Origin of the sequence: Dictyobacter arantiisoli, assembly GCF_008326305.1 — a bacterium.
In the GTDB taxonomy this organism is placed as follows: Bacteria; Chloroflexota; Ktedonobacteria; order Ktedonobacterales; family Ktedonobacteraceae; genus Dictyobacter; species Dictyobacter arantiisoli.
Genome location: NZ_BIXY01000018.1, coordinates 79,642 through 91,039, shown reverse-complemented (window position 1 = coordinate 91,039; position 11,398 = coordinate 79,642). Strand labels below are relative to the sequence as shown.

Sequence of the window (11,398 nt, the reverse complement as noted above, 5' to 3'; positions counted from 1 at the left end):
GCAGGAAAGGTGCACAGCACCTTTCCTGCACCACACACTAAAAAGGACGCAGGCGCATGCGCGCCTGCCAGCAGGTGAGCATTAAGATCCCGATGGGAGCGGGAATCAAACACTTTGTCAAAAACTATTTATGGGAATCACGCCAGCGTACGAGGTTCTCGATGGCCTTGAAATCCCATGGGGCACCTACGCCAAGAATCAGTTGGCTGGCACCGGCCTGGATCAGAGCATTGCGTTTCTCATCGCTATCATCCGCTTTGGTGTCGATGGTGCGTGTAATATCTTTAGGATTGCGACCTTCTTTGGCACACCACTCATCGAGTACCTGCATTTTATGCTTGAAAGTTTCGACATCCCCAAAGCCATGCCACATATCAGCATACTTGGCGGTAAGGCGTAGGGTCTTCTTTTCACCGCCGCCACCGATTAAGATCGGCACCGTGCCATGCACTGGCTTCGGCACATCAATTTCCCAACGCTTCTTGATGACAACCAGCGACTCTTCCAGCGCTGCCAGGCGGCTACCGGCAGTGCCAAACTCATAGCCATATTCTGTATAATCACGCTCAAACCAGCCTGCACCAATACCCAGGATCAGGCGACCATCGCTAATGTGATCAACTGTTTTTGCCATATCAGCCAGTAAGGCGGGATTGCGATAGGTGTTGCAGGTTACCAGACAACCGATCTGGGCACGTGTGGTTAACGTAGCCATGGCGGTCAGCAGTGTCCAGCCCTCGAAATGATTACCCTGCGGATCTCCATAGAGTGGGAAAAAGTGATCCCAGTTCCAGATACTATCAACACCCAGGTCTTCGACCCGGCGTACCGCATCCGCAAAGTCTTTATACGTTGTGTGTTGCGGATGCAGTTGAACACCTACTTTTATAGGGGACGTTGACTGTTGTGTCACGGATAGATATCCTTTCTTCTACAATTGATATAACAATATTGTTCTGTTTTTTATGATGGTTTTATTCCATCCGTTTTGATTGTACGCACCTGACGCATTAATTGGCAAGGGATGTTTACTGGTAATATGGTTTATCCGCGCTTTAATTAGGAATATTGATATCTTCAAACTTACCGAATTTGGCATCTACCTTCATTTCATTTTTTCAAACATTGACACCAGTTCTGCGAGGGCATCTCCTAGACCTGGAGTGCGTTCTGCCAAAACCGTGTAGACTTCAGCGGCATGTAAATAATCCTGTATCGCAGATATAGAGAAAAGCGCATCTTTGGCATCTTTTATTTGACGTGATGCGCCTGAATACAGAGCTGTACGCATATCTTGATCTGGAAGGCGAACATTGTAAATTAATGATGCGAGTCGTGTACTGCCTTCTAATGAACGTTGGGTTGCATCAAACGTTGGCTGGCAATGTGATTTTCTACCTGCTCTAGAGTGTCAATCTCCATTGGCATTTCTTGTCCAATAACAGGTTGCGCCATGTCTAATGACATTTCATTTGTAATAGGGCTTTTTCCCTTTTCGTTCATGCCCCCGACATGTTCATGGATGTTCATTTCTTCTGTTCCCTTTTCTCTCTGGAGAGAATGATTAGACTCTATCCGCCTGATTTGTCTATAACTATAGTGGTTGTGGTGTTGTAATCCAAGTTGGAAGCAAGGAAGGTTTTGCTTGTATGCAATGATGTGATTTTTTTCGCTATAATCTATGTGAGTTTGACGGAAAGGATCTCGATAGTATGCAACCCAGAATTTTAGTGAGAAAAGATCCCGTGCGCTGGGGAATTATCAGCGCAGCCAATATTGGTGTGCGAGGCGTCGCACCAGCTATCCGAGCATCAGCCAATGGCCGACTGATGGCTGTGGGAAGTCGCGATAAGCAGCATGCGGCAGAAGTATATTCATTTGCCTCTAATGTTCGTATTTATAATAGTTATGAGGCTATTCTTGAGGACCCTGAGATAGAGGCTGTTTACATTCCTCTACCCAATAGCTTGCACGCTGAGTGGACGCTGAAAGCGCTTCAGGCTGGCAAGCATGTCTTATGCGAGAAGCCGTTGGCACCAACGCGTGAGGAAGCGGAAGAGATGGTTGCTGTCGCGCAAGCTCAGCAGATCTTATTGATGGAGGCGTTTATGTATCGCTTTCATCCGCAAATCATCTGGGCGTTGGAGCAGGTACGAGCAGGTGCGATTGGAACTGTGCGCCTGGTACGGGCCTCGTTTTCCTTTGATATCCGTTCCCATCCTGAAAATATTCGTTTGCAGGCAGAGCTTGCTGGTGGGGCATTAATGGACGTGGGATGTTATCCAGTGAATCTGTTCCGTGCTATTTATGGTCATGCGCCTCAGTCGGTCGCAGCGCGGGTCCATACATCCAGTCCAACCAGCGTTGATCAGACCACTAATGCGGTGCTTGATTATGGTGACGGCTGTTTTGGGATACTTGATACCAGTTTAGGTTTGCCTTCCCGCCAGGGGGCTGAGATCGTTGGTGATGCTGGTAGCATTACGTTGCCAGTGCCTTTTACGCCCGGGAATTATGATATGACCGCCTTCATAATGAAGGATGGACAGATGACTGAACAGAGCTTTACTGGAGTTGATCAATATCAGTTAGAGGTGGAACACTTCGCACAATGTATCCGTACCCGGCAAGATCCACAATTGTCTTTAAATGAGACACTGGAAAATCTTACAACTATCGAAGCTATCTACGAAGCAGCGGGAATGGATTGGCCGATTATCTAATTACTCTGGCGCGTGATGTGTCAGAATAGCGTTGATTCAAGTCGTTTTTTGTAATGCTAGTGTTTGAATAATTAGTGGATTATTTTGGATGCTTGTTGCTGGATTGGGAACGAGAGAGGGGGGACGTTCGTATCTTTATAAGAGATGTTCCTATGGGATGTGTTTTTCTAAAAGACGCTTGTCTGTTGACGCGTAACAGGTAAAGACATAGAATGAAGGTTATAGCGAGATCACACTCCCTAAGAGAACTATTTTATTGTCATGTCGTGAGCTTGACTATTCTTTACAGGGAAGGAGCCAACTATGGATGCTATCGTCGGGCGCTATCGTGCTCGTATGGAAGAATCCGGCTTAGTTCTCAGGCACTCATCGGGTATTAATTTTGATTTAACCCCCGATGAAACGTTGGGATTATTTGATTTTATTCATGCCTATCGACAAACTCTGCAGGCACTACAGGAGCATGATGAGCGAGAAACTGAACCTCGCCTGCCTCGGATTGTGCTGGAGGGCGATGAAAAGGCGAAAGAAAAGCATCCTTCTTAGGAGTGGAGGATATCTTCGCTCGTGGTGGCTCGTTCTCGTTGAATTTCATGGTGTGACCAGGAAGAAATGCATTTTCTTCCTGGTAAAGCCCCCTTATTCCTTCTTTCTTGCCGACTATAACTTTCCCCGCCTCCTTGATTGTGTGTTATGCTGAATTGTCATGTTATGTAAAATATGCATCAGCATACCTGCATATATTCAAGAAATTGGGAGGTTATACCCTTGGCTGCTGTTGAATTTGGTCTGATGTTGCGACAGAATGATCCCGGACACCCTTTGCAGACGGTGTTGGATTTTAATCACCAGTGTATTGATGCCCTGACGGCTGGTTTCAGTACGCTCTGGTTGGAAGATCATTTGCAGGTCGGGGCGACGGATGAATTGGAGTGCCTGACGACCTTGAGTTATCTGGCGGCACAATATCCACAGTTTAACGTTGGTTCGATGGTGCTGTCACAGTCGTATCGCAATCCCGCATTACTGGCGAAGATGGCGGCGAATCTTCAATTTTTAACCCGCGGGCGTTTGATACTGGGTCTGGGTGCTGGATGGAAAGAGGATGAATACCATGCCTATAATTATCCTTTCCCCTCTACCAGGATACGGATGGAGCAGCTAGAAGAAACAATTCATGTCTTGCGGGCCATGTGGGGTACACAGCCTGCAACCTTTGAGGGCCAGCATTACCAGGTGCATGAGGCTTATTGTGCACCTCGCCCTGAAACGGTTATTCCCCTGGTGGTTGGTGGTGGTGGAGAACAACGAACTCTGGCGATTGTGGCACGCTATGCCGATTGGTGGAATTTTAATTCGTGTACTGTTGAGGAATATGGGCGTAAGCTGTCGATCCTCAAGCAGCATTGTGAACGCGTAGGACGTGATCCTTCAGAAATTAAGCTTTCCTATCTGAGCACCCTCAGCGTCTCGGAACAGCCAGAGCAGGTGAAGCGCAATCCCAATAAGCACTTTATCGCGGGTAGCGCAGCTGAGGTCATGCGGGAGCTTGAGCAATTTCAAGCCATCGGCGTCTCTCATTTTATGTTCCGCATTCTGGATGTAGAGTCGTTGAAGCATTTTGTGAACGCTGTTGTGCCGCACTTTGTCACATCCCAGCAGAGCTAATACTGAATATCCTGATGCCGTAGCAACAAGCTCAAGAAATACCTATAGCGCTGCTTGTCTATGGATAAGCAGCGCTTCCATGGTAATGCTCCAGGTTAGTATCAACACTGTTTTCTTGCTATGTGATATACTTTTATATTGTCTCTTTCAATATTCTTTCCTACCCATGTGCATTTTTAATCTCCTTTAAGGAGTTTACTTTACGCCTCTTCTCTACTTTATCGAGTGTGTTGATTTTAAAAGCGCAACCTTTGTGAGGTGTAACAATGATGTCTAATACAGATCCTTCTGCGCAGCGTTTCCAGGATATGCCGTTGGAACTGCCTCCGACTTCACCACCACCATCCTCTGCAGTTGAGACACCCCCTATTGGAGAAACGCCACCACAGGAGTTGGCTCATCAGGCGGCGGATGGACATCGTGGTGCGGCCTGGCGCTTTATGATTTGGATTTTAAAGAATGATCCTCGGGCTGTGGTTGCTGTTTCTTCGATGGATGATGATCGCCTGGCAGAGCATTTGCTTGAGTTTATCGCGCTAGGCACATGGGCTCAGAAGCCCTTTGTCGTACCACTGCCGTTGCGCTCTGCCTATACACGTACACGCTTACGGACCTTGTTTATGCCTGGAGCTGGTATGGATAGTGATCGAGCGCAGCGAGTGCTCTTAGCTGGATTGCATGATTATCGCCCTTTGATGCGTGCCAATGCCGCTTATATTCTAGGTCAGGTGGGTAAGCGTTCGGTTGTGCCAGATTTGATCGCGGCCTTGCGAGATCCAATCACAGCGGTGCGGATGCAGGCGGCGAAAGCGTTGGGTTATACGGGTGATCCTGAGGCAGTAGCTCCTCTGTTGGGAGCATTTCCACGTGCCGATGAGCACATGGGGTCCTTAATCTTCCATTCATTAGTTCAGTTGGGAAGCGTTGCCGTGCCAGGTATTATCGAAGCCAGCACTCATAATTCAGCCTGGATTCGCTGGTATTGCATTCGTGCCCTGGGTGAAATTAACGATGAGCGGGCACTTCCAACCCTGGCACAGGCCTTAAATGATACCGATCATGGAGTGGCCTGGATGGCGGCCAAGAACCTTCCTCCCTTTGGCCCCAGGTGTGTTAAGCCTATTTTGCAGGCGTTAATGGCGAAAGAACCATCGCCATGGCTGGCTGAGACGGCTGGCTATGTGTTTCACCAACTCTATCAACGCTATGGGCGCTTAAAGCCTTATCTGTCTCCTCTCGTTGAGGAATTGAATAGCACGACTTTCCATAGGATGACAGGATTGCTGGCATGGCAGACGTTAGAAAAATTGGAAGCAGACCATATCCTGAGCCTGACACTGCAAGAATTAGCCCATGAAAGCTGAAGTTTTTAATATCGGCGCAACAGGCCTACCACCTCTGACAAGAGTTGAATGGTAGGCCTCGCTTTTTATTATCTGATCCAGCCCTTTTGGAATAATTCAGTAGGGTACGCTGTTTGTATGATTGACAAGACGGTATCCTTGAGAAAACGTGCCACGGTGCTAACGGTGGTTGTAAAGGATGGTTTTGCTCAGTTCCCTTGACAAGAAAAAAAAGTACATGATACTCTTTGGTTAGTTGGTTTACAACAAATTTGATATACATAGTCAACATTGAGGTGAAGAAACATGGGTGAGGCTTTTCGCGAAATATTGCGGCAAGCACGACAGCATGTACCTGAGTGGTCTTCGGCACAGGTAAATGAAGCTCTGAAGCAGCGTAAGCAAAATGATTCGGACTTCACTCTGGTAGATGTGCGTGAGAAGACTGAATGGAATGAAGGGTACATTCCTGGTGCGATTCATGTGCCGCGTGGACATCTTGAATCGCAGATTGAAGAGACGGTTCCAGATAAATCAAAGCGCGTAATTCTCTATTGTGCTGGCGGGGTGCGCTCACTCATGGCAGCGAATACATTGCAGCAAATGGGCTACGATGATGTGGTATCTATGGCTGGCGGCTTTGGACAATGGAAAGGGAGTGGGCTCGATTTTCAATTGCCCCGTATTCTAAACGAGGCACAATCGAAGCGCTATAGCCGTCATCTGCTGGTTCCTGAGGTTGGCGAGCAGGGGCAGTTGAAACTTTTGGACTCCAAGGTACTCTTTATTGGTGCTGGTGGTCTGGGTTCTCCCGCCGCGCTTTATCTGGCTGCCGCAGGCGTTGGAACAATCGGCATTATTGATGCTGATGTGGTTGATGATAGTAACTTACAGCGTCAGGTTTTGCATAATACTGAGCGGATTGGGCAGTATAAAGCCGAGTCGGCACGCATTACCTTGACGGCCCTCAATCCAGATGTCAAAGTGAACACGTATATTGAGCGTCTGGATGAGACAAATGTAAAGCAACTGGTCTCCGAATATGATCTGATCATCGATGGGACTGATAACTTCCCAACCCGTTATCTACTTAACGATGCTGCTCTTATCTATAACAAGCCAGTTGTGCATGGTAGCGTCTTCCGCTTTGAGGGACAGGTAACCGTCTTTCAGCCTTATCAGGGCCCGTGTTATCGCTGCCTCTATCCATCGCCACCACCTCCTGCGCTGGCCCCCAGTTGTGCTGAGGCGGGCGTCCTGGGTGTTTTACCGGGGATTATTGGTCTCTTGCAGGCCACCGAGGCGATCAAAGTCCTGTTGGGCATTGGCGAGCCTCTGGTTGGTCGCTTGTTGACGTATGATGCTCTCTCTGGCGAGTTCAATGAACTGCGTCTCTTCCGCGATCCCAATTGTCCGGCTTGTGGCGAGCATGGTCATCCTGAGGATCTACCTACCTATGCCGATGTCTGTGCCATTCCGGCCTGAGCGGCTTCTGTTAGATAGCAGGAACTGGCATTGTATCTATGGCGCTGACCCGGGTCGGTTAGCGTCATATTGATTGATATGAACACGATATAAGTGGAGGAATAGAGTTATGGCCAAGGTTCGTTTAGCTCCAGTCTTACGTTCGTTCGCGGGCGGTTCTAAAATTGTCAACGCGCAGGGTGACACGCTGGGCGCATTGTTGACCAATCTGTATCAGAGCTATCCCTCTTTAAAAGAGCAGATTCAGCCGGAGCAAGAGCTAAGTCGTTTTGTCAATGTCTATGTTGATGATCAGGATGTGCGCTATCTGCAGGGCTTAGAGACGCCTGTCAGTGAGAGTGCCACTGTAACACTCTTACCTGCTATGGCAGGCGGGCGTTAGGAGAATTTGTATGCGCTATGGCAGCTTATTGGAAACGATTGGAAATACGCCGCTTGTTGAGCTGAAGAGCTTCAGCCCTCGACCAGGGGTAAAGATCTATGCCAAGCTCGAAGGGAACAATCCCACCGGGAGCGTCAAAGACCGTGTGGCGAAGAAGATGATTGAGGAGGCGGAGGCGCGTGGAAGATTGCAACCGGGCTCTATTCTATTGGAACCAACAAGTGGCAATACTGGTATTGCTCTGGCGATGATTGCCCGTGTGAAGGGCTATCAGTTTGTCGCAGTGATGCCCGATAATGTGACCAGTGAGCGTCGAAAGATGCTTGAGTTGTATGGCGCAACGATTATCAATTCCGATGGGAGCCTGGGGAGTAATGGAGCAGTCAAACTTGCGAAAGAGTTAGCGCAACAGGACGACCGCTATGTGATGCTCTATCAGTATGGTAACCTGGCCAATCCACAGGCTCATTACGAAGGTACCGCGCTAGAGATTATTCAGGACTTGCCTGATGTTGATGTTTTTGTCGCTGGCCTTGGTACTGGTGGTACTTTGACCGGGACGGGTCGACGCTTAAAAGAATATAATTCTGCCATCAAAATCGTGGCTGCTGAACCCTTGCAGGGAGATGCCGTTCAGGGACTGCGTAGCCTGGAGGATGGCTTTGTTCCTCCAGTATTGGATCGCTCAGTGTTGGATGCAAAGATATTGGTGCCCAGTATTGAATCAATCCGCCGTACGCGCCAGCTAAAGGATCAAGAAGGTATCTTTTCTGGTCCATCGTGCGGTGCTGCTTTACATGCTGCTTTGCGTGTAGCTGAGAGTATGGAGCATGGCAAAATTGTTACCCTGCTGGCTGATGGCGGATGGAAATATCTCAGCGAGGATCTCTGGACACGCGATGTTGAACAGATCGCTGATGCATTTGAGGCAAAAGTAGTATGGTAGTTGAAGCAAGTTTTGTCATTCATATCCCTGCGAGCATCTATCAAGAGATGGTTGCACATGTGAGCGCAGGATATCCCAATGAGACCTGTGGGGCGTTGGGAAGCCTTGATGAGCGCGTCATCAAGAATTATCCGACGGCTAACGCCGCTGAGCATCCTGATGATTTCTCGATCATCAGCGAGGTCGATATCGTACGTATTTATAATGACATCGATGAGTACGATGGTGATATGATCTATTATCATTCACATCCTATCACCGAGGCCTATCCTTCCGCCCGTGATATCGACTGGGCCAAACGTAGCGGCTATGTATACATTATTTTCTCACACCGACTTCATCCAGAGCCACCCTATGCCCGTGTGTTTAAAATCAATCCTCAGGGCCAGGTCACCGAAGGTCAGATTGCTATTGACTAGCATCTAAGCAAATACAAACGAAGAAGCACGTCTTTCTAAAAAAGGCGTGCTTCTTCGTTTGTATGGAACAGCACGTCTGATCCTTACCTGTCTCTTTGCCTCCACTTTGAAACGTGCTGTATATGAAGTTTTTATTCAGACATGTCAAGTATTTCCAACCATCCGATCTCTGCTATTTATCGTGAGCGTTATACATGAGCTAGATGAAAGGATTAACTATGATGGAGACGCATACCCCATTTCCTCCACTTGTGGCCCAGAAATTGGAGATTTTTGAGCAACTCCAACCTGAATTCGAGCAGCTATTTCTTTTTGCCGAGCAGGTGCAGGGACAGCAACGCTTTGCTACCTTAACGGTCGCAGATGTCGTGCGCTATCTGCATGCCTTATGGATGGAAGAATGCCGGACCAGTCTTTTAAGCATCTCGAAGACAGTGAAAGAGTATGCTGGACAACGATGCCTGGATCTCTTACAACACTGGCAGATAAATGGAGATACGGCCTCTGTGGTTGATTTTCTGACACATAAACTGGATATGTTGTCTTTGGTGGAAATCACACGCCGTATGCAAGAGGCACGCACGCAGCAAGGAGAGAACGGCCCGGTTCAGCGACTTGTCCATGGTCAGCGGGTAATGCTGAATCGCAGCATGAACTTGCTTTTGATGCTAGATGCCATCTTCTCATTATCCCCACAGGAACTGACGAAATCTGTACACGCTGCCTGTCAACGCTATGGGCACTTGCCTGAGCAGATTGAACAACAACGGGCAGCCATGCAAAGTCCACTCTATGCATATATGCCGCACCAAATATTGGCAGAACGCAACATACTGCTCATGAATACGCTTGGCAGGCAGATTACATCTCATGATCTTGCGAATACGAACGAGGAGCTTCAGAATGAATGATAAGCAAGCGAAGAAACGTTCATGGCTCATTACGGGAGCCTGGTTTGGCACCATTGCCCTCCTGGGTGTATTGAAGCGCCTGATGGATAAACAAAAAGCAAACTAGCTTTCTTACCTGCGCCTTCCTTCTGTTGGGAGGACGCAGGTGTTTTTTTGACAGTAATACACACGCAATGCCCTACATGCAGGACAAAACCTGGTGAAGATTACCCTATCTTGCTACAGCATAAGAGCAAGGTGATAATTGAATATCAACACAATGATCCCGTTTATCTCTATGCTACTACTTCATGTCAAACAATACCATCTATACATGCGTTACTAACTTTATATATACACGTTTAACTAAATGCATGAACTTAAATTTATATGTATTATATGGAGAATGAATGTATGTATAATAACCCTGATGATACCACCTTGTATGATTCTCAGACGGTTCCCGGACAAATGATTCCACCACCACCTCCTTATCTGCCGACAAATAAGCAACCGCGCGAACCATATCGCTATTCCCGAAAACTGCTTTTATGGTTAATCATTCCTTATGTGCTGGCCTGGGTTTTCATTTTATGGGGAGCCGTAGCAACCAGTGCTCCACTGCTAGGCGCCTTTGGATATAGCATTATCTGGGGGTTAATCATCTGTCTTTTATTGATTGACCATCGTGGATTTGTAAATTTGTATGGATTGATCAAGTGGAGAAGAATTAATATAGGATTAAGAATTGTCCTGGCGATGCTTTTACTGGGACTTTACTTGTTTTTACCTGGAATATATTTATTTAGAGCTTATCGTGCTTATCAACAGGCAAAGAGTTTACCTGTTATCTTTCCTATTAAGAAAGCTTCCCGACGTGCTCCAATCAGTGTCATTACAGGTATATTGATCACACTCTTTATCTTTATCATTGCAGTAGGGGCTACAGCACCTGTCAGCCGCACAACCACAGGTCAAACAAGTCTGATTGTAAATGCGAGTAGTTCTTCGAGTACAAAAAAGATCATCAAGCCGCTTCCAACCTCAATCTCCAGACCTAAACCAACGGCGACACCCAGGCCTCGACCAACAGTGACGCCAACCCCCAGGCCAACGGTGACGCCGATACCTCCAACGCCTACACCGCAACCGCAGATCCAGCAAATACAGCCGACCCAGCCGCCGGCTCCTCAACCACAGCCAACCCAACCGCCAGCACCGCAGCCTCCCGCGCCAACCCAACCGCCTGTGGTTACAGGTGTCAATGGCAACCCATGGGGTTATGATTTTAATCCAGGGAATCTGATTTATAATCCTCCCGCCAACATCTGTTCGTACTTTAACTGTATTGCCAGTTTCTGGGAGCATACGAATGGGTATGTGGATGAATGCTATGATGGCACATATTCTCATTCAGGTGGTGTGAGTGGAGCTTGTAGTCGCCATGGTGGAGAACTACGACCACTCTATTCGCATTAGACTTTTGTTTCAGCTTTTTAGGGCTTCTTTTTGTAATTGAATATCACGTAAACAAAAGGCACT

General features: G+C 47.7%; 13 protein-coding genes. 10 read left to right on the top strand and 3 right to left on the bottom strand.

Going from position 1 to position 11,398, the window contains the following annotated elements; all coding sequences use genetic code 11:
* Positions 1-124: 124 nt before the first annotated feature.
* The 3 genes from F1593_RS08455 to F1593_RS08445 all read right to left on the bottom strand — a co-directional run bounded on the left by F1593_RS08455 (position 125) and on the right by F1593_RS08445 (position 1,530).
* A complete protein-coding gene (locus tag F1593_RS08455) occupies positions 125-913 on the bottom strand; it encodes an LLM class F420-dependent oxidoreductase (protein ID WP_149401116.1) in 789 nt (262 codons plus the stop codon).
* Between the two features lie 192 nt (positions 914-1,105).
* Complete coding sequence (locus F1593_RS08450; protein ID WP_149401115.1) at positions 1,106-1,291, bottom strand: hypothetical protein; 186 nt, start codon at positions 1,289-1,291, stop codon at positions 1,106-1,108.
* A gap of 56 nt (positions 1,292-1,347) precedes the next feature.
* Complete coding sequence (locus F1593_RS08445) at positions 1,348-1,530, bottom strand: hypothetical protein (RefSeq protein ID WP_149401114.1); 183 nt, start codon at positions 1,528-1,530, stop codon at positions 1,348-1,350.
* A gap of 182 nt (positions 1,531-1,712) precedes the next feature.
* On the opposite strand from F1593_RS08445, the gene F1593_RS08440 reads away from it, so the two are divergent.
* From F1593_RS08440 to F1593_RS28920, 10 genes are all read left to right on the top strand, one after another.
* The gene (locus F1593_RS08440) at positions 1,713-2,723 is read left to right on the top strand and encodes a Gfo/Idh/MocA family protein (protein WP_149401113.1); all 1,011 of its coding nucleotides are present in this window, start codon (positions 1,713-1,715) and stop codon (positions 2,721-2,723) included.
* Between the two features lie 303 nt (positions 2,724-3,026).
* Positions 3,027-3,269, top strand: coding sequence for a hypothetical protein (locus tag F1593_RS08435; protein WP_149401112.1), 243 nt, complete (start codon positions 3,027-3,029; stop codon positions 3,267-3,269).
* A gap of 222 nt (positions 3,270-3,491) precedes the next feature.
* On the top strand, positions 3,492-4,391 hold the full coding sequence (locus tag F1593_RS08430; protein ID WP_172631965.1) for an LLM class flavin-dependent oxidoreductase: 900 nt from the start codon (positions 3,492-3,494) through the stop codon (positions 4,389-4,391).
* A 266-nt stretch (positions 4,392-4,657) separates the two neighbouring features.
* Positions 4,658-5,755: a HEAT repeat domain-containing protein gene (locus tag F1593_RS08425; RefSeq protein ID WP_149401110.1), complete on the top strand. Its 1,098-nt coding sequence runs from the start codon at positions 4,658-4,660 to the stop codon at positions 5,753-5,755.
* Positions 5,756-6,040: 285 nt separating this feature from the next.
* Positions 6,041-7,219, top strand: coding sequence for a molybdopterin-synthase adenylyltransferase MoeB (gene moeB / locus F1593_RS08420; RefSeq protein ID WP_149401109.1), 1,179 nt, complete (start codon positions 6,041-6,043; stop codon positions 7,217-7,219).
* A 109-nt stretch (positions 7,220-7,328) separates the two neighbouring features.
* Positions 7,329-7,601 carry a MoaD/ThiS family protein gene (locus F1593_RS08415; RefSeq protein WP_149401108.1) on the top strand — a complete coding sequence of 91 codons (273 nt, stop codon included), beginning with the start codon at positions 7,329-7,331 and terminating at the stop codon, positions 7,599-7,601.
* A 10-nt stretch (positions 7,602-7,611) separates the two neighbouring features.
* Positions 7,612-8,547, top strand: coding sequence for a PLP-dependent cysteine synthase family protein (locus tag F1593_RS08410; protein ID WP_149401107.1), 936 nt, complete (start codon positions 7,612-7,614; stop codon positions 8,545-8,547).
* Positions 8,541-8,966 carry a M67 family metallopeptidase gene (locus tag F1593_RS08405; RefSeq protein WP_149401106.1) on the top strand — a complete coding sequence of 142 codons (426 nt, stop codon included), beginning with the start codon at positions 8,541-8,543 and terminating at the stop codon, positions 8,964-8,966. Before F1593_RS08410 ends, F1593_RS08405 begins: the two co-directional genes overlap by 7 nt.
* A 218-nt stretch (positions 8,967-9,184) precedes the next feature.
* Positions 9,185-9,877, top strand: coding sequence for a hypothetical protein (locus tag F1593_RS08400; RefSeq protein ID WP_149401105.1), 693 nt, complete (start codon positions 9,185-9,187; stop codon positions 9,875-9,877).
* A gap of 393 nt (positions 9,878-10,270) precedes the next feature.
* The gene (locus F1593_RS28920; protein ID WP_216368815.1) at positions 10,271-11,335 is read left to right on the top strand and encodes a DUF3761 domain-containing protein; all 1,065 of its coding nucleotides are present in this window, start codon (positions 10,271-10,273) and stop codon (positions 11,333-11,335) included.
* Positions 11,336-11,398: the final 63 nt, after the last annotated feature.

Coding starts and splice junctions, on each gene's coding strand:
- F1593_RS08450 (WP_149401115.1), bottom strand. CDS start 1,291: ATGCGTACAGCTCTGTATTCAGGCGCATCACGTCAAATAAAAGATGCC.
- F1593_RS08445 (WP_149401114.1), bottom strand. CDS start 1,530: ATGAACATCCATGAACATGTCGGGGGCATGAACGAAAAGGGAAAAAGC.
- F1593_RS08440 (WP_149401113.1), top strand. CDS start 1,713: ATGCAACCCAGAATTTTAGTGAGAAAAGATCCCGTGCGCTGGGGAATT.
- F1593_RS08435 (WP_149401112.1), top strand. CDS start 3,027: ATGGATGCTATCGTCGGGCGCTATCGTGCTCGTATGGAAGAATCCGGC.
- F1593_RS08425 (WP_149401110.1), top strand. CDS start 4,658: ATGATGTCTAATACAGATCCTTCTGCGCAGCGTTTCCAGGATATGCCG.
- moeB (WP_149401109.1), top strand. CDS start 6,041: ATGGGTGAGGCTTTTCGCGAAATATTGCGGCAAGCACGACAGCATGTA.
- F1593_RS08415 (WP_149401108.1), top strand. CDS start 7,329: ATGGCCAAGGTTCGTTTAGCTCCAGTCTTACGTTCGTTCGCGGGCGGT.
- F1593_RS08410 (WP_149401107.1), top strand. CDS start 7,612: ATGCGCTATGGCAGCTTATTGGAAACGATTGGAAATACGCCGCTTGTT.
- F1593_RS08405 (WP_149401106.1), top strand. CDS start 8,541: ATGGTAGTTGAAGCAAGTTTTGTCATTCATATCCCTGCGAGCATCTAT.
- F1593_RS08400 (WP_149401105.1), top strand. CDS start 9,185: ATGATGGAGACGCATACCCCATTTCCTCCACTTGTGGCCCAGAAATTG.
- F1593_RS28920 (WP_216368815.1), top strand. CDS start 10,271: ATGTATAATAACCCTGATGATACCACCTTGTATGATTCTCAGACGGTT.